General features: G+C 33.8%; 19 protein-coding genes. 7 read left to right on the top strand and 12 right to left on the bottom strand.

Annotated features, from left to right (window positions below):
• Positions 1–151: 151 nt before the first annotated feature.
• Entirely contained in the window at positions 152–1,693 is a 1,542-nt protein-coding gene (locus ACEVFT_RS11420) for a xanthine permease (RefSeq protein ID WP_393949827.1), read from the bottom strand.
• A gap of 384 nt (positions 1,694–2,077) precedes the next feature.
• Between ACEVFT_RS11420 and ACEVFT_RS11425 the strand changes: the two genes are divergently transcribed.
• Complete coding sequence (locus ACEVFT_RS11425; RefSeq protein ID WP_393949829.1) at positions 2,078–3,205, top strand: hypothetical protein; 1,128 nt, start codon at positions 2,078–2,080, stop codon at positions 3,203–3,205.
• 94 nt (positions 3,206–3,299) lie between these two features.
• Here the strand turns inward: ACEVFT_RS11425 and ACEVFT_RS11430 are convergent, their stop codons facing one another.
• Positions 3,300–4,295 carry a DUF4179 domain-containing protein gene (locus tag ACEVFT_RS11430; protein ID WP_393949832.1) on the bottom strand — a complete coding sequence of 332 codons (996 nt, stop codon included), beginning with the start codon at positions 4,293–4,295 and terminating at the stop codon, positions 3,300–3,302.
• Positions 4,296–4,826, bottom strand: coding sequence for a sigma-70 family RNA polymerase sigma factor (locus tag ACEVFT_RS11435; RefSeq protein ID WP_393949834.1), 531 nt, complete (start codon positions 4,824–4,826; stop codon positions 4,296–4,298).
• Between the two features lie 469 nt (positions 4,827–5,295).
• Here ACEVFT_RS11435 and ACEVFT_RS11440 point away from each other — a divergent pair, with 469 nt between their 5' ends.
• Positions 5,296–5,490, top strand: coding sequence for a YjcZ family sporulation protein (locus ACEVFT_RS11440; RefSeq protein WP_016995024.1), 195 nt, complete (start codon positions 5,296–5,298; stop codon positions 5,488–5,490).
• Positions 5,491–5,833: 343 nt separating this feature from the next.
• Complete coding sequence (locus ACEVFT_RS11445) at positions 5,834–6,022, top strand: hypothetical protein (RefSeq protein WP_342441122.1); 189 nt, start codon at positions 5,834–5,836, stop codon at positions 6,020–6,022.
• 197 nt (positions 6,023–6,219) lie between these two features.
• Here ACEVFT_RS11445 and ACEVFT_RS11450 read toward each other — a convergent pair whose 3' ends face one another.
• From ACEVFT_RS11450 to ACEVFT_RS11475, 6 genes are all read right to left on the bottom strand, one after another.
• Complete coding sequence (locus ACEVFT_RS11450; RefSeq protein ID WP_393949837.1) at positions 6,220–7,023, bottom strand: fumarylacetoacetate hydrolase family protein; 804 nt, start codon at positions 7,021–7,023, stop codon at positions 6,220–6,222.
• 60 nt (positions 7,024–7,083) lie between these two features.
• Positions 7,084–8,520: an aspartate ammonia-lyase gene (gene aspA / locus ACEVFT_RS11455; protein ID WP_393949840.1), complete on the bottom strand. Its 1,437-nt coding sequence runs from the start codon at positions 8,518–8,520 to the stop codon at positions 7,084–7,086.
• 242 nt (positions 8,521–8,762) lie between these two features.
• Complete coding sequence (cuyB, locus tag ACEVFT_RS11460; RefSeq protein ID WP_393949842.1) at positions 8,763–9,476, bottom strand: cysteate racemase; 714 nt, start codon at positions 9,474–9,476, stop codon at positions 8,763–8,765.
• A gap of 219 nt (positions 9,477–9,695) precedes the next feature.
• Positions 9,696–10,775 (bottom strand): YkvI family membrane protein, encoded by a 1,080-nt coding sequence (locus ACEVFT_RS11465; RefSeq protein ID WP_393949844.1) that lies wholly within the window; start codon positions 10,773–10,775, stop codon positions 9,696–9,698.
• A 533-nt stretch (positions 10,776–11,308) separates the two neighbouring features.
• Complete coding sequence (locus ACEVFT_RS11470; protein WP_393949846.1) at positions 11,309–12,184, bottom strand: LysR family transcriptional regulator; 876 nt, start codon at positions 12,182–12,184, stop codon at positions 11,309–11,311.
• 91 nt (positions 12,185–12,275) lie between these two features.
• Complete coding sequence (locus ACEVFT_RS11475; RefSeq protein WP_205444746.1) at positions 12,276–13,253, bottom strand: carbon-nitrogen hydrolase family protein; 978 nt, start codon at positions 13,251–13,253, stop codon at positions 12,276–12,278.
• A 333-nt stretch (positions 13,254–13,586) separates the two neighbouring features.
• On the opposite strand from ACEVFT_RS11475, the gene ACEVFT_RS11480 reads away from it, so the two are divergent.
• Positions 13,587–14,498, top strand: coding sequence for a LysR family transcriptional regulator (locus ACEVFT_RS11480; protein ID WP_393949848.1), 912 nt, complete (start codon positions 13,587–13,589; stop codon positions 14,496–14,498).
• Between the two features lie 760 nt (positions 14,499–15,258).
• Here ACEVFT_RS11480 and ltaS read toward each other — a convergent pair.
• The 3 genes from ltaS to ACEVFT_RS11495 form a co-directional block, all read right to left on the bottom strand.
• Positions 15,259–17,211, bottom strand: coding sequence for a lipoteichoic acid synthase (gene ltaS / locus ACEVFT_RS11485; protein ID WP_393949851.1), 1,953 nt, complete (start codon positions 17,209–17,211; stop codon positions 15,259–15,261).
• A 434-nt stretch (positions 17,212–17,645) separates the two neighbouring features.
• The gene (locus ACEVFT_RS11490) at positions 17,646–18,167 is read right to left on the bottom strand and encodes a DinB family protein (RefSeq protein ID WP_393949853.1); all 522 of its coding nucleotides are present in this window, start codon (positions 18,165–18,167) and stop codon (positions 17,646–17,648) included.
• 148 nt (positions 18,168–18,315) lie between these two features.
• The gene (locus ACEVFT_RS11495) at positions 18,316–18,537 is read right to left on the bottom strand and encodes a hypothetical protein (protein WP_333719938.1); all 222 of its coding nucleotides are present in this window, start codon (positions 18,535–18,537) and stop codon (positions 18,316–18,318) included.
• Between the two features lie 273 nt (positions 18,538–18,810).
• Here ACEVFT_RS11495 and ACEVFT_RS11500 point away from each other — a divergent pair, with 273 nt between their 5' ends.
• The 3 genes from ACEVFT_RS11500 (at position 18,811) to ACEVFT_RS11510 (ending at position 21,203) form a co-directional block, all read left to right on the top strand.
• Positions 18,811–18,990, top strand: coding sequence for a hypothetical protein (locus ACEVFT_RS11500; RefSeq protein WP_393949855.1), 180 nt, complete (start codon positions 18,811–18,813; stop codon positions 18,988–18,990).
• Positions 18,991–19,323: 333 nt separating this feature from the next.
• A complete protein-coding gene (locus ACEVFT_RS11505) occupies positions 19,324–19,878 on the top strand; it encodes a hypothetical protein (RefSeq protein WP_393949856.1) in 555 nt (184 codons plus the stop codon).
• Positions 19,879–20,534: 656 nt separating this feature from the next.
• The gene (locus ACEVFT_RS11510; protein ID WP_393949859.1) at positions 20,535–21,203 is read left to right on the top strand and encodes a vWA domain-containing protein; all 669 of its coding nucleotides are present in this window, start codon (positions 20,535–20,537) and stop codon (positions 21,201–21,203) included.
• Positions 21,204–21,241: the final 38 nt, after the last annotated feature.

Below are 21,241 nucleotides of genomic sequence, written 5' to 3' on the forward strand. Positions count from 1 at the left end.
GAGCGGAGGAAGCGGCTCGGCGCTCGCCCACAGGAAAGCAAGTAGCCTGCAACGGAAATCCATTTCTACCTTTCAATTGACTGTTTTGTTTTTCAACACTAAGAATAAGACTTTCTATTGTTTGATAGAAAGTCTTATTTTTATAGGCACTCTATTCACTTAAATTTTGTGCAGGGTCTTTCCGATCAACAAAATATTTGTAAAGGAATAAGCCTGTAACCATTAAGTATGCATAGACAAACTGCATCAGTTCAGGTTGAGCAATTCCTACTGTAGGTGCATGAATAATTCCAAAGAAGGATAGTATTGAGGCAATAAAGGCAAATATTGCAGCACGTAATGGCTTACCTAATATAGCAAAAATGGTGATTGAGCCCCAAATTAAACTACTAAGTGGTGCACCATTACCTAAATGAATTAGTCCATTATAATAGACGCCTTTCCCTAGCAGTGTATCTATACCGACAGAAGCCGCTGATGTTCCTGCAGCTGAAAAAATATTATTAGCCATTGTTAAGGCCCAGTTGGCAATCCAAGGGAATAATGTAATGAAAATAACAGGTACTTCTAAACTTGGTGTTTCGCGGACTACTTGGTTCGCTGTCACAATTCCTACATAAACAAGAATTGGTACAATGGCTACCACTGGTATTATCGCTAGTAGTAATTCTCCAACTCCAAACAAGCAAATAATGAGCATTGTAAAGCCTGAGGCAATTGTATAACCGATGCCTGCTCCCATTGCCTTCCATCCAGCATGTCCAATATAGACTGTAACAGGAAATGGATTTCCAGAAAAAGCGCCAATGCTTGAAGCCACGCCATTCACTAACATCACATTGCGCGTATTATAGGGGTCCCCTGCCGCATGAGCACTTTCGATGTTTTCTAAATCAAAAATATAGTTTGCTAAACCTAAAGGAATGGCAGATGCTAAATAGGGTAAAGCATAGGGAATTGCTTGGAATAACCCGACAATATGTACCTCTGGCGGATTAAAGCCTAAATTTGAAAGGGCTGCTGTAATTGCCTCAGGACTCTGTAAACCAAACACCCACGCAAGAGCAGTCCCAGAAGCAAGCAGTAAAAACCCTGTTGGAATTTTCTTAAAGATCGGTGATTTCCCAAACCAGTTGATAAAAATAATCACTAATACAACAAATGCCACAATAGGTGTTTCAAATGACTGTAGCATGGGGTTCATAGCTAGCAATAATAAACCTAGTCCCGATAAACAGGACAACAGCACTGTTCTAGGAATTAGTTTACGCAGTAAGTCTCCTAGAAACGATCCAACAACCAAAATCATTGCTTCAAAGAAACACCAAACTAAGCCAATTTGAATAGCAAGATTAGCATCTTCAGTTTCTCTAAAGACGGGAATCAATACTAAAAACGTAACTGTAAAAATAGATGGAGCACTCGGCCCAGATGGTAAAGCCGTGACATCGGTTCTCCCCGTTTTCTTAGCCAGCTGCTGCGCAAACCAAGTGTAGGCAATGCTCGCAAGGAAAATGGCCAGGCCAAATGCAGGGACAACCCTTCCATAAACAAGATCATCAGGAAAACCTACAACAAATAAAAGTAGTGAAGCCATCGTCAACAAATTCGTTAAATTGTTAGCTAATAAACCAAAATATCCTGCCCAATCGCCTCGTTTCCAAAGCATTTCTTTAAATGACACTTGATTCATGTTTATCTCCCCTTTACTCGTGTATTGAGTAATTCAAATAAACCTATTCCCACTTTTAGCAAAAAAGGATGAATGTGCACATCTAGTAAACGCATTGTACTTCTTCATTTCATAGAAAGCGCTTTCTTGTCACTATTGTAAATTTTTCATTATATACCGTCATTAGCTATATAAACCAAAATAAGTTCCTCTCTGTTGTGCATTATGTACTGTAAATAATGACTATTTTCAACGAAATCGGGTAAAAAAAAATGAAATACATGTGATCTATACTTTTTCGGAAAACAATCTTTTTAAAAATTTCTAAAAAAATTAAAACTTTTTCAATTGGTAAAACGTCTAATAATTGGTAACAGAAGTTAACCTAAAGGAGAATTGATAAATATGAAAAAACCTGCTAAAAAAACATGGATATTGGCTTCAGCACTAACACTTGGGATGGCCGTATTAACACCGCTTCAAGCTGGTGCAACATCTGTTGATACAACCAATAATGTAACGATTCAAATAGAACAAAAAATAACAGGTACCATTAAATATTTTGATGGTAGTAGCATTACCCTTAAAGGAACAGATGGAAAAAACTACTTCATTGGTTTGTATAAGTTCTCTGATAAGCAAATTGAGCAATTAAAGCTAAGGGAGGGGCAGGAAATTTCAGTTGAGGGTAGTATTTTGAAAGATTACTCAGACTTCTTTACCTTTGAAGTATATAAAAAAAGCTTACCTAAAGAAGTCACAAAAGAAGAATTAGTCCAACTAGAAAAGCTCTTTTCTGACATAAAAAAGGCTGAAAAAGAAGAGAATTATGAGGAAATGGAACGAATCTATGAGGCGATGGATAACATCACAAGACCTTATGAATTAGCAAATTGGCAACCTGAGCCATTTGAAGAATTTATCAATGAAGCGGCATTCGCTGAAAAAAATATCGTTATCAAAGCGCAAGATAAAGAACAGCTAAAAACACTTTATAGTAACTGGATTAAGTATGTAAAAGAAAATAAAACGGATGAGGCATCAGAAAACATTGATAAAATTTTCACTATTCTTGAACCTTATTACCAAGAATTATATCCTCCATTAACTTTTGAAGAGTACATGGCAGATATGAACGTCGATTTAACAAAAGAGGAACTTGCAAAACTTAAAACCCTCTATGAAGAGGCACAAAAAGCTGAAAAAGATAAAGACGATGAGTTGGCCATGAAGAAATGGGATCAATTCTATGAAATAATTCGCCCACACTTTAAACCTGTTCCCTTCGAGGAATATATGACAGATATCGAATTCAGCATTAGTAATGCGGATTACGTAAAATTAAAACAACACTATGAAGAAGCAGTCGCCCTTGAACAAAAGGGTGAAGATGAAAAAGCTGGCGAGCAATGGGAAGCCTTCTACAAAATTTTAGACCCTTACTACGAAGCTAATAGAGAAATTCTCATCTCAGCATCTAAATTAACATTCAACGGGCAAGATTTACTTCCAGAGCCAGAACAAACTAAATAAAATTTCAAGGGCCCTCCTATTGGTTTAGGAGTGGCCCTTTTTGAAGTGACAATTTTGTCATGTTATCCGTGAAATAGTCATGTTAATCGATGGTTTACCCTAGAGAAATATTAATACTGGGGAGCGGAACTAGCTCTTTCCGCTCTAATGTTTTTTCATCTACAATTCTTATAGTGGGTGTAATGACTAGCGTTCGAATAGAAGGATCAGGTATAAAAACCTCAATATAGCCCTTTACTCGCCCTGAATCGCTTTTGATGGTTGTTGTTCCTACATTTTCATATATATTTCCAAGATTATCTTGGATGTCCACCATTAAAAATTCTGTATCCCAATCTAGATTGCCCTCAAAATAAAGAGTGGTTATATATTTTCCTGCTGTTATTTGATTACATAATAACTGGTATTGTTCATTACCAAATGGTATATTTACTTTTTTCGAATAGGCTCCGGTTGGTGTAAGTTCTAGTTGAAAGTTCCATGATCCTTCCACAAGGGGCGTATTCTCGATACCTTTAAAATCTTTAGGACGCCATTGAACATTTATCGTTTCATCAATCACTTTGTCTGAAATTCTCGCCGTAAACATACCAATCCAAGTATCATCATTCTTTTTAATGATTTGATGACTACGTACGTCTAAGTTGTTTCCGTTGACTTCTAAATCACCACTCCAAAATAGCGGAGGTTCATTTATCGGTTCTTCGTGCTTCATTTCATAACTAACCGATACAATCGTTCCATCGAAAAAAGCCTCAGCTAATTCAATGGAAGTGCCGTTACTTTCGTCTATTTGATTAATGATTGTTGCATAATCATTAAATACTTGTAATTGAGGATTATCATTGCTTTTTAATAGCTGCTGTACAATCGGTAAACGATTAGCCACGGCTGGTAGCCAAATGACACTACTAGTAAAAATGAATGTCAACATGGCGACCGCACTAACCCATTTCCATTTTTTAAGTGCATCCTTCTTGCTTGAAGATGATCGTAAAACACTTTTTTCAATATTACTCTTTTCCCAATCAGATAATTCAACTGGTTCAATCTCTTCAACATCTAATTTGATAAAGTCCTTTTCGTTCATTTAGATACCTCCCAGCTCTTCTGTTAACTTTAACTTCCCTCGATATAAACGATTTTCAACAGCTGATTTAGTTAGACCAAATATCTCTGCGATTTCTCTGTTCGAATATCCTAAGTAGTATTTCAAAAGAAAAATTTCCTGATCGTTTTTATTTAAATTTAAAATACTGATAAATAGCTGCTCTTTTTGTCCTCTTCGTTCTACGATGCTTTCTGGAAGGTCCTTGTTATTTGAAATTGATGGGAGTAACTCGACTGTTTTTGGTTTATTTTGAAGGCTTCGGTATGTATCAATCGCTTTATATTTTGCAATAACACCAATCCATTTTTTAAAATCAACCTCATCACCAGTAAATTGCATACTCTTTTGCCAAATGGTTAGAAATACATCGTTGATACACTCTTCAATAGCTGTATGGTTAGGCTGTAACACTTTTAACACAATGGCTTTAACATACCCTCCATATCTGTTAATCACTTCTCTTAAAGCTTGTTCATCCTTTTTTTGTAGCTGATTAATTAATGAATACACGAAGTTAGAAAACCTCCTTTCTTCTCTACAAGTAATAACGAGCAAACGAAAGAAAACTCTCACTTTATTTTTAATTAAAAATATAAATGATTCCTTTCCACAGCGCCATGTAGTTAAAAATAGAAACGGAATAACATGAATTTTACTGTTTTAAACCTGTTCCACCGTTATTCATAAAAAAAATTATTATCAAATCCTAATAAAAGCTACTGACAATAACGATGAGTGGATTGGCAATGACGTTCCCATTTCTCAATGGTAGGCTAAACGAGAAGGCCACAATCATGGATTACAACTAATCTTCATGCTGTAACAAGCATCGTTGAGTTTTATTCATATCAAGTGTTTAGTGATACTCCTCATTCGCTCATGATCCTTTTTAAAATTACCGAAATACGATTCATTAGACGAATACCCTTTTCCCTTTCAACGGCATTCATACAATAAACTGAAGAAAGGAGAGATTTTGATGGGATACTTTGGAAACATGGGTAATTTCAATTGTTGTTATGGAGGCTATGGTAATGACTATAGCGGAGGTTATAGCATGAGTTGTGGTATGGACTATGGCGGCAAGAATAATAGTTCAACATTCGTTTTAATCGTTGTACTATTCATACTTCTCATTATTGTAGGCGCAGCATTCGTGCAAAAAGAATATTAATATTTATTGATAGTACGTGAAAAAACATGAAAAAGGGATGATCTTCATTATTGGCAACTAACAATAATGTCGATACATCCACACATTCAATAGCAAAAAAGGGTCACTCCCAGCCTAGTGACCCTTTTTAAACCTGTATACCCTTCATCTTGTTCAATTTTAAATTCTCCATCTACCACATCTTCGGTTTTACAGAACACTAGGGAAAATATAATAACCCAACACTTTCACTTCAAATTACGCCCCATTTTCGCTTTTGCTCCATAAAGTTCTTAAAATGAAACCAACTAAAACGTTGAATCGTATATTTATCAGAACTATTTTTGAAAAGGAGTAGAGTACTATGAAGGAATGGTGGCAAGGAAGGAAAAACAAAAAGAGAAACGTTAAGAGAAGGAATGATCAATACTCATTATTTGACTTATTTCTTGACGTACTTGGTTGGATACCAGAATTGCTTTTCCTCCCATTTAGAATCATTTATTGGTTGTTTAGAGGGATTGGAAGATTTATTGGAGAAGGTTTTAATTAAAAAACTGCTCAAAAGAATATCATTTGATTTTTTGTACCAATACGATTGAGGCAAGGGCAAGTTTTGTTGAGCATTCTACAAAAAGATTCTCGTTCAAGAATTGATTGTAAAATTTATCTTATTATACAAAAGGGATAAAGTCATTTAGTTGAGGCCCTGACCCTATCCCTATTTCACTTAGATCATTTAAAATACGATTAAATTACATAATTACTTAACTTACCTATATTCTCTACTTCAACAGATACAATGTCACCTGACTTCATTGGGCAACTCCCAGATGGCGATCCTGTAGCCAAAACATCTCCTGGTTCTAAAGTCATAACTTGTGAAATCCAGCTAACAAGATAAGGGATAGAGAATGACATCTGACTAGTATTCCCTTCTTGAACAACTTTGCCATTCAAGGTTGTAACAATTCGTAAATTCGTAGGATCAATACCTTTTACAATCCACGGACCCAATGGACCAAACGTGTCGAAACCTTTACCACGTGTAAACTGAGGATCAGTTTTTGTAAGATCTCTCGCTGTTACATCGTTGAAAATGGTACAGCCAAAAATATAATCCATTGCTTCTTCTTCTTTTATATTCTTTCCACGTTTCCCAATAATGAGAGCCAATTCTCCTTCCATTTCGACCTGTTTAGTTAATTTACTGGAAGGAAGAATAATTTCGCCCTCATTTGGTATCAATGAAGATGTTGGTTTTAAAAATAGAAATGGTTCCTTAAGAAAAGGCTTACCTCCAGTTTCTTTTGCATGTTCAGCATATGTCCAGCCAAAGTTAATGATTTTTGAGGGTATTACAGGTTCCAAAATTTTAACATCTTTATACTTAAATTTTAAACCATCAAATTTCAATTCATTGTTTATTAATTCAGTAAAATTACTAGTCAATTGTAAAACTTCTTCCCCTTCAACAATTCCATAATATATTTGATCGTCAGGATTCAGATAGCGAACAATTTTCTGCATTTTTGGTTGTACTTGTTTTATCATATAAACCTACTCTTTCTATAGTTAATGCTATTTATAACTTTTTTAGTCTTACTTGATTATTCAATGCTTATTCATTAAAGAAGCCCCTGAAATTCCAGGTTTAGTCATCTCAAAAGGATTTAAAATTAATTCCATCTCCTCTTCAGTTAATACACCCCTTTTTAAGCATAGCTCCCGTACGGATTGTTCATTCAAAATTGCCTCTCTTGCAATATTTGCTGCTACTTCATATCCAATATGTGGGTTTACAGCTGTAATAATGCCTACACTTTTTTCAACGTACTCTTTTAACCGTGTTTCATTTGCTTCAATTCCTTTTAAACAATGTTCTGTAAAAACATGAAATGCATTATTCATTATACTGATTGACTGTAATAAATTAAATACTAGAATAGGCTCCATAACATTTAATTCAAGCTGACCCGCTTCTGAAGCTAGACAAATAGTATGATCATTCCCGATTACTTGAAAAGCTACTTGATTAATCATTTCAGGCATTACTGGATTAACCTTTCCAGGCATAATAGATGAGCCAGGTTGACGTGCAGGTAAGATAAGTTCAGCTAATCCTGTACGAGGACCAGACGCCATTAATCGGATATCATTCGCTATCTTAGACATATTAATCATACAAATTTTTAATGTAGCTGAAACCTCTGTATAAGCATCGGTATTCTGAGTAGCATCAACAAGATGATCTGCGCCCTGCAATGGTAACCCACTCATATGTGCAAGGTTACTTACAACATTTTCAATGTAATCAGGATCTGCATTTAATCCTGTTCCTACAGCAGTTGCCCCCATATTTACCTCATATAAATTTTCTCTTGATTGTTTAATTCGTTTAATATCTCGGTCTATTACTCGACTATAAGCTTCAAACTCTTGACCAAGTCTGATAGGGACAGCATCTTGTAAATGGGTACGTCCCATTTTTATTATATGGTCAAACTTATTGGATTTTTGTTTAAATATACTATGCATATTGGTCATAGTTTTTAATAGTCTATTTAATAAATTAAGTGTTGCAATATGGATAGCAGTAGGAAATACATCATTTGTTGATTGCGACATATTTACATGACTATTTGGACTTAGCGTTCTATATGACCCTTTTCCATACTCAAGCAATTCCAATGCACGGTTAGCAATAATTTCGTTTATGTTCATGTTCATGGATGTGCCTGCTCCACCTTGAATAGGATCAACAATGAACTGCTCATGCCAATTCCCTTCTATGATTTCATCTGCTGCCTGAACAATTGCTTTGCCAAGTTTTTGATTTAAACGTTTCACGCTCATATTAGCAAGAGCTGCAGCCTTTTTCACTATTGCTAAAGCTTTAATAAGGTCTTCATGAACCCTATATCCTGTTATTGGGAAGTTCTCCACAGCACGTAATGTCTGTATACCATAATAAGCGTGCTTAGGAATTTCTTTTGACCCTAAAAAGTCATTCTCAGTTCGTACAGCTCGTTTTTCTTTTGGATTTATCATGATGGTTCCTCCTTATTTAAAAATCACCTAACTTCATTACGCGATACCCATTGATTAGATTAGTTAAAGTTCAGTTTAGATTATTATAATTTTCTTTTAATCTCTTGAACTATAGAAGAAACCTATCATGTTATAGAAGTATTAAATTGGAATTAAATATAAAAAGAAACACTAAACCAAATAATTTTTGTGTGTTTAGTGTCGTTTGAACATATAATTTATTTAGATAAATGGAATCAATACTAATATTTATTTTCAGAATGGGCTTTCTTTCTTAAACCAGATGCTTTATTAATTATGGACTTCGCTAAAATTTCTGTTGGATCAATAACACGAATGCTTTGGGTTGACTTCAGTACCAGAGGAATCTCTGTACAACCTGCTATTATAGCTTCTGCCCCTCTAGTGATTAAATTATTTGCTACTTTTGAAAGATATAAGAGACCTTTCTCTAAATCCCCTCCTTTTATAGCATATATTCCTTCCATCACATCTTTTTGCATATTCATATGAGGTTCAAAGACTTCAACCTCATAAGTTTTGCAGCTATGTTGATATAGTTTAGTATTGATTGTTCCATCAGTAGCTAATAAACCTACTTTATTAATACTATTGTCTTGTAAATAACTAGCTGTCTCTAAAGGCATATGTAGAATCGGGATACTGACAGAGTCTTTTATTGATTGAAAGTAAAAGTGTGCTGTATTGCATGCAATGGCAAGAAAATCTGCTCCTGCACTTTCTAATCGTTGCGCTGATTGAATAATGAATGGGGTAGGGTCTGTACCGTTACCTAAAATGGCAGTTGTTCGATCAGGTATTTGAGAATAATTGTCCACGATAATATGAAGATGATCCTGATCCTTCTTTGCTGGTGTATAAAGAATAATTTTATTCATTAAATCTACAGTTGCTAATGGGCCCATCCCACCAATAATTCCAACTACTTTTTTCATTTTCTTCATCTCTTTTTCATATATTTTTAAAACTTTACTTTATTATAATTTTTAAGCTAGGTGTTGAATTATAAAAACATTCTATACACTAATAGAAACTATAAATGGATTACTATTAATGAAAGTGCTATCTATATGCTTCATAATTTATTTTCTAGTAAGAGATATGGCACAAAAAAACCAGGATTAACAAATAAATTGTTATTCCTGGAGTAATAATTATATAGCCTTATTTTCTATTGTTTGAATATGTGAATTTTGTTTTCCTCGAACCCAAGCAATGATAATGGCTGCTATTAACGTAAACCCTAAATATCCAGTAATAGGATATAGCGTTCCTACAAGCTTTGTAAAACCAACAAAGCTTGCAGCAAAACCTGCTAGTCCAATTATCGGAACAAACACTTTAAATTTAAGGCTAGAAGGTTTTACAATTCGAACGGAGAATCCATAAAGCATACCTACAGCCGTGTTAAAAATCATTGCCAAAAGAACAATAGTCATGCCCACACCAATTATAGGTGATATTTCATTTGCAAGATAAAGCATTGGAATATCCAAACTTCCAACATCATTAATTCTAGTGAACATACCAACGTTAATTAAAATCAGCATTAACCCTAGACCTAAACCCCCCAGAATACCGCCAACCCCTGCAACTTTGTCGTCTTTTGTTGTCCCTCCCATAACAGCCAGCATAGCAACTCCGCTAGTAATATTGAATGATACATATAATAAACCAGATATAAACCAGTTCGATGTTAAAGATTTTTGCATTTGAGCTATTTTATCAAGCTCTGTAAAGCTTGTATCCATTGTAAACAAAGCATACGCGGCAATGATTAATACAAAAGCAATAAGTACAGGCGTAATACTGCCGATAATATTTATTACCTTTTCAACATTAAATAAGCAAGTCGCAATTGTTAATGCCACCATGAATAAACTTCCGACAGCACTCGGGATTCCAAATTGTTGTTGGAATGTAGATCCCGCTCCAGCGAACATAATGACAGCTACGCCGAATAAGAAAAAAGTAATAATTATGTCCACGGCTACTCCTAAGTATCTTCCACAAATACTATAGACAACCTCTTTATGAGAATGTGTTTGTAACCTACTTCCTATTTGTGTAATATTCATTCCTAAAAATGCGAATAGTAATGTCGCCACTATTACTCCGAAAAAACTAAGCCATCCGAAACTAGTGAAAAATTGTAAAACTTCTAACCCGGAAGCAAATCCTGCACCAACAATTGTACCAATATACGCTCCTGCAATTTGAATACTCTTTCTCATAAAAAAACCCCCGTCGCATTTTGAATATTAAGATAATTTAATCAAGAAAATTCTGCCTATTCTTCTGAAATAGTTATGATGTCCTCCTTATTTCACTCTATCTATCGTAAATCCTCATATTCTATATCGAGTTTCCATATTTTTGTCCCCCTTTAAATGTCTAAAAGCTTTGGACTTCTATCATCTGATAACTACTTAAATTTCTAATCTAGTCACCTCCTTTAACGTAAAAAGTAGGGCTCATACGGTTTTGCAACCCCTTTCATTTTGTTATTCAATAAGTTCAACAAAACGATATCAAAGTGCCTCTCGGTTTAAACATGTCATCTTCATTTGAACATTCAAATGAAGAGATAAAATCTTGTATAATAATTGAATTTTTCTTAAAGTTTCATTTATTATAAAATCCCCTCAGCAAGTTGAGTTATAGAAGTAAGTTATATGGTTATAGAAGATATCAATCGGAATTATATGGGACAATGAAATGTACATCAGAACAATAAAAAAACACTAAACCAACATATTTTGATGGTTTAGTGCTGTTCAAACATTTTATCCTTTAAGAAATCCATAAACACAGATTCAGCCTTACCTTTTAAATGAATAAAATCAATACTAATATTTGTTTTCACAGGTGGCGTCATTTCAATTCGAAAAAGCTCTTCAATTTCCAATTCCTTTTTTACACAATGCTCAGGTAGAAAGCAGATGCCTCCCCCTTGGAGTACAAGTTTTTTTGCTGTTTCCATATTATCCACTTCTAAATATATATTTGGATTTAGATTATTATTTAAGAATAGCCGATGTATGGCAAGCCATTCTATAGAACCATAATCAAAAAAAATAAGTGGTTGTTTACTAACATCTTCAACTGTTACACTTTCTTCTTTTAAAAATACATGATTTTTAGGAACAAAAAGACGAATTGGATCATTATAAAGACGAATAAATTCTACTTGAGGATGATTTTCCGTTCGCACAATACCAAAATCCACCTCTTTATTTATGACCTTGTTTAAAATGTCTTTAGAATGTCCTGTTAAAATTTTAATTCGAACATTCTCAAATTTTGAAATAAAGGCAGGCAAGATATCTGGAAGAACATTATTCGAAATTGATAAAGCACTTCCAATTACTAAATCATAAGGGATATTTACTTGCTGTAAGCCGTACTTCGCCTCCTTATACGATTGGAGTATTTTTTGTGCGTGTAAAAGAAAGTATTCGCCTTTATCAGTTAAAGAAATTTTATTTCCATTTCGATGAAAAAGTTTTAAATTAATATCTCGTTCAAGAGACTGAATTCGTGCAGTTATAGATGGTTGAGTTAAATAAAGAGCTTCAGCTGCTTTATTGAAACTACCTAGCTGACATACGTAGATGAATGCCTCAATATTCTCTATATTCATTTGAATAACCTCTTATCTTCCTATATATAGAAAGGAGAAAACAATCTTCCTAGAATAATTGCCTTCTCCTTTTCAGCCCCATTATATTTTCTTATTTACTGTTCGAATAGCCTTTATTTTCCCATTCTACGTTTTCCTTTTTTTCCTCATTTACCATTAACTTAAATACATCAGGTCTTGCATAATGCCCAACCACATCAAAATCAAATTGACTGTAGGCTATATCGCGTAAATCAAGATCAGCAATTAAAATGTCTTCCTTGCCGAATACAGGTTCCTTCACATAATCCCCTAATGGACCAACAATCGCACTCCCGCCCATACACATTTCATCTGGAAAAGTTTCTAACTCGTCATAACAGGCTAAGTCTGTAGGGTACATATCTTTTGTGAAATATTGATTGCATGATAAAACAAAGCATCTTCCTTCCAAAGCAATATGACGAATCGATAGCTGCCATGTATCCTTTGCATCTGCTGTAGGGGCAATATATAATTGAACACCCTTTGCATACATCGCTGCTCGAGCTAATGGCATGTAATTTTCCCAACAAATTAAAGCGCCTATTTTGCCATAGGGTGTATCAAATACAGGAAGTGTGCTTCCATCGCCTTCTCCCCAGATTAATCGTTCGGCGCCAGTAGGTTTTAATTTTCTATGTTTCCCAAGTAAAGTCCCATCTGGTCCGAAAAATAATACGGTGCAAAATACGGTGCCTCCACTTGATTCATTATCTCTTTCAATCACTCCAATAATGAGATATACACCTGCATCCCGTGCAGCTTCTCCTAATCTATCCGTTGTTTCACTTGGAACTAGAATTGAATTTTCCCAATAACGTAGCCAGTCTTTTCGCCCTTCAGGAGCACGACTTCCTACTTTTGTGCCGAAAGAGAATCCCCTTGGATAACCAGGGATAAAAGCTTCCGGGAATACAACAATTTTCGCTCCCTTTTCACCTGCTTGCATAGTTAATGAGACTGCCTTCTCAGTCGATGCTTCACTATCCATAAATATAGAAGCTGCTTGGATCACAGCTACTCGTACATTGTTCTCTTTTTTAGTCATTTTATTTTCCTCCTATTAATATAAGAATATTCAGTCTTTTAAATTTACTATTGAAATTATGCTCCTTATATCAACATAGTAAACTGTCAAACTCAATTTACTCCATATGCTTTTTCAAAGAAGCCCTATCAAAGAATGAGTGCTCTTTAATTTATCTTATCCTTTCTTAAAGTATTTTTTGAATAACCTAAGTTGGTCTTATTCACTCTTATATAGAAAGCGACTCAGGTGTATACAATTGCATTTTAATTTTACATTTGCCCTACTATTTAGTAAAATACATAATCATCATACAAACTATTCTAAAAAAGAATATTAAGAGAGTGATAATACATGCAAATTCAACTAAAAGACTTAGATATTTTTGTGAAAGTAGCTGAACACAACAGCTTCACAAAAGCATCAGAGGTATTATTTATTGCGCAGCCCTCATTAAGTAAATCCGTTCAAAAATTAGAAAAAGAACTAAATGTAACCTTATTTGATAGATCCAATAGAAAATTACGTCTCACTGAGGTTGGAATGATTGTTTATGAGAAAAGTAAAGCTATCCTTTCAACTTTAGAAAGTATCTCTACTTCCATTGCTGATTTATCGGAATTAGTAACTGGAAATTTAAAAGTGGGTGTATCCCATATAGTTGGAACTTTATTCTTTCCCAAAGTAGCCCAAGTATATGTAAATAAATTCCCAGGAGTAACATTAGAGATATTTGAGGAAGGTGGACTCGTAATTGAAAAACATATTGAAAGGGGACTGGTGGATATAGGATTTGTTGTATTGACAAAGAAGAACGAACATTTAAAACATACTCCAATCTACAATGATGAATTTGTATTATGTGTTTCGTCTAAACATCCTTTATCAAATTTAAAGATTGTATCATTAGTCGATCTAATAGATGAAAACTTTATTTTCTTCTCCAAGAAATGGGCATTACATGAACTAGTTGTCAATGCATGTAAGGATGTAGGATTTATTCCTAAAGTTGCGTTTGAAAGTGAGCAATGGGATTTGATCATCGAATTAGTTTCTGCCCAGTTAGGGATTACACTAATTCCCAAAATCTTAGCTAGTAAATTGAATGATGTTGATATTGTATCCATTCCACTCACTAACCCTACGATTGAATGGAATATTGGAGTCGTTACTAATGGGAAATCATATCAAACCTTCGCGTTAAAAGAGTTTCTTAAAATTGTTAATCAAGTATACAATGATATAGATTCAAGTTTTGAAGATTAATTTAGATTTTATAACAGTATTTTAAGATGCTAGAGTGTTTGTCGATCAAACCCTCTTTTTATCTGAATGTGCCTAAAAGATAAAGAACCACTCTCTTAAATGAAAATGGTTCTTTCAACGCCTCATCGTACTTACTTTAAAAAAGCTTTTTCTCTAGTTTTCCGCTTCATAATCTAGGAGAATTCAACACAACTTTTGGGTAAAAAATACAGATCAATGGTTCATATTATTTACTAACTCTTTATTATATGCAACCCACTTTTCCATTTCTCTCTCCACAGCTCGATTTTGCCACTCAAACCAAATACCTATACATTCACTGCAGTGACTATCGACACCCTTTTTTTCATGCGTATCTTTACATGTAAACACAGTCCTTTTACGACAACTGTAACAGTAAATGACAATATCCTTATAAAATTCCATCACAATCAACTCCTACAATTTACACCTATTTCTTTCCTTTTTTCATATAAATTATTCTTTGAAAAGAAATAAGTAAAGATGAAGGGTACCCTAATGGTTATTCTTGCCTCTCCTTAATAAAAGCGATTCAAACCCTTACTATTAAAGGATTTGAATCGCTTTTGCAGTTAGTCCAACTTTTCTATTTGAACCTCGATATGTCCCGAGGAGGAATATAAATTCTCGATATTTTCTCAAAATAACGTTAAAAAAGCAATCCAAGGTAATGGTAAGATATCATATACACGTTGATATCTTACACATTTCCTTGAACTGCCAAAGTAAATTGCTTAAATTATTTAGATTCTACATTCTCATCATGAGAGTAATTATATTGAGAAGGATCAACTGGCGTATAACCTGTTGGCGTATAGAATCTCAATAAGTCACCATTTACGACTCTATCAGATAACGCCAATTTATGATCTACTTCATTTTTAATCGTTTTCGCTTCCTCTAATTGACTCTCGTCTAATGGTAAGCCAGTGTTATTATCATAAAATTTTTCATTAATTGAATAAATCGTAGGACTGACAAAATCGCCATTTCTAAATGGTACAACTTCATCATGCTCTTCTGATAATAAATCTGAACCAAATTGAACAAATTGTTGTGAATCAATCCCTAGTAAATGTAATAGCGTAGGGAGTAAGTCTGTTTGACCACCATAGCTATGGTTAGTACCACCTTGTATGCCTGGAACATGTATAAATAATGGTACACGTTGTAAATTAGCACTTTCATATGGTGTAATTTCTTTTCCAACGACTTGTTCCATCGCTTTATTATGATTATCGGAAATACCGTAATGGTCACCATAAAGAACAATCATCGAATGATCATATAAACCTGATTCTTTTAATTGTTGGAAGACCTGTTGGATTGCTTCGTCTGCATAACGAGCTGTTTGGAAATAATTATCAACGCTTGCATCTCCCGTATTAGCTTTATCAATTGTCACTAAGTCTTGATTCATTTTATATGGATAGTGATTCCCTACCGTAATTAATTTTGTATAAAAAGGTTGTGGTAAGGAGCTTAAAAGACTTTGAGATTGTTCAAAGAATGGTTTATCTAACAAACCATATTCAGCCATGTCCTCTGAAGTACCTGTGTTATAGTAACTAGCATCAAAGAATTTGTCGAATCCAAATGATTTATAAATCACATTTCTGTTCCAGAAGCTTCCGTTATTACCATGGAATACAGCCGATGTATAACCATAATCTTTTAAAATACTCGGTGCTGCCTGATACGTATTTTGTGCTTTTGTAATATAAGCAGATCCTTGTGGTAATCCAAATAAAGAGTTTTCAAGCATAAATTCTGCATCAGACGTTTTACCTTGACCTGTTTGATGGAAGAAATTATCAAAATACAATGTATTCTTATCTTTTGCTAATGAATTTAAAAATGGTGTTACTTCTTCACCGTTTAATTTATAGTCGATTAAAAAGTTTTGGAATGATTCTAAATGTAAATAGATAACGTTCATTCCCTTTGCTGCACCAAAATATTGCGTATTCGGTTTGGCATAGTTTGATTTTGTATAGTTAATGACTTCTGTAATATCATTGCTGTCCGCCAAAGCTCTCTGAGAAGAAGCTTTCATCGTTTCAACTGAATCATAAATCGTATAGTTATACATTCCTAGATATTTCACAATATAGTTTCTATCAAAACCACGTGTTAAAAGTTGAGGACGATTAGATTCAGCTAGTCCTAAATTAAGGACTGATATCGCTAATGCAAAGGCAATGATTGCCATTCCTTTTTTATAGCCAAAACGCTTCGTATCTTTTTGGATTTTTTTAGAGAATCGTAGATAAAACATAACAAATACATCCACAAAGAATAAGATATCATAAGGTTTTAGTAAAGAAAGAACACTGCCGCCTAAATCCCCAAAGTTCTGCGTTTGGGAAAGTGTAGGTAATGTAATGAAATCACTAAAGAATCGGTAATAAACAATGTTGGCATATAAAACAATGGACATCAATGTGTAAACTACAACGAGTGATGTGTATTTTCTTTTTCCTTTAAATATAAATGAAAATCCTAGAAATAGCATTGCTGAGCCTAGTGGATTTATTAGTAAAAGGAATTGTTGAATGATTCCTTCTACACCTAAGTCAAATTGTGATAATTGAGAGATGTATGTTTTAATCCATAACATTAATACTGCTACTATATAAATTCCTAAAAAGTTGTGTAATAGGTTATCTTTTTTATTTACTAGATTTTTCATTATTGCACCTACCTTTTACTGATTAAATTAAAATCTAGATGTATATGAACTTAAATGATAAGGACTGTATTGCACTTTAACAAATGTTACGTTACAATAGCTTTTTTCGCGACCAATGTATAGTACTCCCCATTTAAACTTCTGTCAAGTTGTTAGCTATTCTTCATATAAATATTTCTAATTAACCTAAATATTGTCCAAAAAATACCCAGTAAACATTAGTTTTTAACTAAAATTTACTGGGTATTTTAAGCCATAATAGAGGTGGTTGGTTCTTTAAATGTCTGTATGAAATCTGCCTCGTAATTTCTCTTATTTGGGCATCAAAAAATCTTCCATATCAAATGAATTGGAAGATATTCTGATACGCTATTCACTTTAGGCTAAAAACAATGGATTCTATGACATCGTTTTCTAGCATTTATACATTTCTTCTATTTAGATGTTTCTATATTTATTTGAGCACCTACTGAATCTTTCAATGATGAAGAAAGACCTCGTCTGATTAAATTTGCAGAAACAGGTGCTCTCCCCATTTCCCTCGCCCAAATTGATAGTTGTCCTATATGGTGAATTTCATGTGCAATGGTATGACGAATGATCTCACCCCATGTATGCGTCTCGATGCTACCATCTGCTAATGGATTATGAAGTACACGCTCTTCCATACTGTCATCCCATTGATTTACAAAGCTTTCAACATCTAAATGAAATGCAGCTTCCAATTTACGAACCTTCTCCAAGCTATTATATTCATCAAAGCTCTCCTGAAAATCTGTTTTCCCTTGTAATAGACGAATCCAACTCCATTCAACATCAATGATATGGAAAAGTGTGTGTAATATACTGCCCATTCCACCAGTTCGGTTTTGCAAAAGTTCTTCCTCACTTAACTCCTCACACCAACGAAACCAGTCTTCCCTAACCAGCCAATTATATTTAAAAAATATTTGCAAAAAAGCACCTCCGTAGTTGTTGAAAAATATTATAACTCACTATTTCTTCATATAAAGTGAGGATTCCTTCTTTGCTCTTTTCAGATAACCAAATAAGCACTACAAGTAACATAAGTATAGCAACATTCCTAAGATCAACGTCTAGTAATTACCACTTCTGGTTACTCTTATGAATTTTTCTATAAACATAATCTGCATTATCTAAGTTTTTCCAACTACTAATAAAATTTAAAATCAGCATAAAAATCCCAAATAAAATAAACGCCACCATATATTTACCTACGAAAAATAAAACAAACGTTGCAACCAAAAGTAATAGCATTAAAATTATTACGAGGATTTGTAATTTCCCCTTTTTCTTCTCATCCATCCGTTCAACCTCCAATCATAGCGCTGATACTTTTCTAAAATGTTATCTTTGGTTTATTTTACCATAATATATGTAAGCGCTCCATAATTAACCTTATTGAATTCATTTTTTTCTAAATAATCAATTATTTAATATAACATCCCAACATCAGAAATTTCCTATCTGTTTTACCTTACATAATCTTGGGGTGATCTGAAATTTTAAGGATAAAATAGAAATAAACAAGGGATATTTTATAGGATAAGTTAAATAATATCTTTAGGAGGTGTCGACATGAAACGAAATAATAAAAATACAGAATTTGCAACAGACGAGCCAACAAAACAAGCATTTGCTAGTGGGGCAGACCCCAAAAAAACTAATGGGCGCAAAGAATATACGGTAGCCCCACGCCCACAACGTGAAGAAGACCTTATTATGGATGAGAAAAAAGGTAAGTCCACTTCATTATAAGATAAGACAATTTAGCGTTTTAACTATTTTGACCACTCTATTATGGGTGGTCTTTTTAATTATCTCCACATCATGTATCACCATACAAAAAATTAAGACCCCCCATAAGGTCCTGCCCCCCTAAATTTAGAGTCAGAAATCTACTATAAGGGGGTAGGACCTAACAGAGTGGTCTTTCATCTATCTATTAAATCCATACTATTTTATTAGCTCATATCATCGTCAATATATATATTAAGGTAAAAAAAGAAATTTATGTTTTTTAACCTAATTTTAACCTTTTATTGGTAATCTATATTTGTTTCAATAATAAAATTACTAGGAGGAATTATTATGACAGTAGCTGTAAAAAATTTTAGTAGTATTATGAACCAAATGAGAGATGCTTATACGGGAGAACAAACCAAAGAATTTTCTTTAGCAGAGTTCATTGGACTTCAAGCTCCTTCATTATCAGACACACCTGATGAATTGCACAAACTAACACAAGAATATCAAGAGAATGTTAATCATTTTTATGTACAAGAAGAAATAGACTTAAAAGAAAATGTTAAGCAATTAGAAAATGATAAAAACCAAACAGCTTTTTTTGAAAATATGCGTAAGAAAAAAGATGAAGCTTTAAAAAAGTCGGAAGACATGATCAATAAATACTACGATTCGTTGATAGATTTTGGTGAAGAGCATCCTGCAGCCCAAACATTAATCCTTACTCTTGCTGATAAAGTCGGTGCCTTTATACAAGATATGATGAATAAAGTTTTAAATGTTTTTGTTACCGTTGTGGAAACTGTAAAAAAAGCAATAAGTGCCGCTGTTAATTTCATTTCCTCTACTTTTAATTCAATTGTTAATACTACGAAAAACTTCTTTTCTAGTTTATTTTAAAAACACTTTTAACAGGACTGTCTCTGGACAGTCTTGTTTCATATTCAATACACTATGTATCGTAAAGTATCACTTCAGCAAACTTCACTAAAGATAAAACAGGAGTGAAAGTGCTGAGGCGCACTTTCACTCCTGCTTATTCATTTTATTTCTTAATTATACAATTCTCTATATTCTAGTTCTAGCACCTCTTTTTATCTCGATAGCTCTGTATAATAGAGGAACAATAAATGCTCACCAATAATAAACTCGGGATTTTACAAATATTTGAAATCCTCACTCGTCATGATACCTGAATCAAATTTACAAAACCACGATTTATCAATCTTGTCTTTATCTACAGCCTGTTTAACGTAATTACGTATTGCTGCTTTAGTTGTCTCCTAATTCTAACGATTTTTGGTGTTTTATTATATTTTTCCAACCATTAAAAACCCCTCTAAAGCGTGAATTTATAAGGTTTCTCAAACTTATTTCGTAACAAATCAAATCTTTTTAAAATATACTGTTTCATTAACCTTCTGTTAGCAAAATGACGACATTTATTATTTAATATTTTTTATCATCAATCGATAATAGTTCAAAATTCGCATAGTTATGTTATGGTATATATGTAAATAAAAGTGGTTTTTATTACAATACATAGGAGGAACGAAATGTCTACTATTTCACTTAGAAAAGATAAAGTAAAAATCGTACTCACAAAGAAAAAGTTAACCGGTGTTCGTGCAAAAGTTGGTCTAGTATTGGATATCTCAGGCTCAATGAGACGCTTGTACAAAATTGGCGAGGTTCAAGAAGCAGTAGAGCGAATCGCAGCAGTAGCTTCCCAGTTTGATGACGATGGTGCTTTAGATATCTGGGTCTATGATAATGAATTCTCCCGTCTATCTGATGTAACCGAGTACAACTTACTAGGCTATGTTGAAAAAAACATCCTTAATAATGATGAGGTCCATAAATTCGGCCGAAACGATGAACCTCAAGTTATGGCTGATATAATCAAAAAGTATACAGTTGAAGAACCTAGTGATATACCTGTCTTCCTAATTTTCATCAATGATGGAGGTTGTAAAGCTGGCATTAAAAAATTCATTGTGGAATCCTCAACGAAACCAATATTCTGGCAATTTGTGGGCATCGGCGATTCTAATTTTGATGTATTACGTAAGTTAGATACTATGGAAGGACGCTACATCGACAACGCAAACTTCTTCCACTTCGAGGACATCGAAACAGTATCCGATGAACAGCTATACGAAAACCTATTAGATGAGTTCCCTTCTTGGCTACAAGAAGCAAAGGAAAAAGGAATACTGGCATAATGACTAACCTTGAAACAAAAAAGCCCAGGCTCAAATTA

The sequence above is a fragment of the Lysinibacillus sp. PWR01 genome (assembly GCF_043359455.1).
GTDB lineage: Bacteria > Bacillota > Bacilli > Bacillales_A > Planococcaceae > Lysinibacillus > Lysinibacillus fusiformis_F.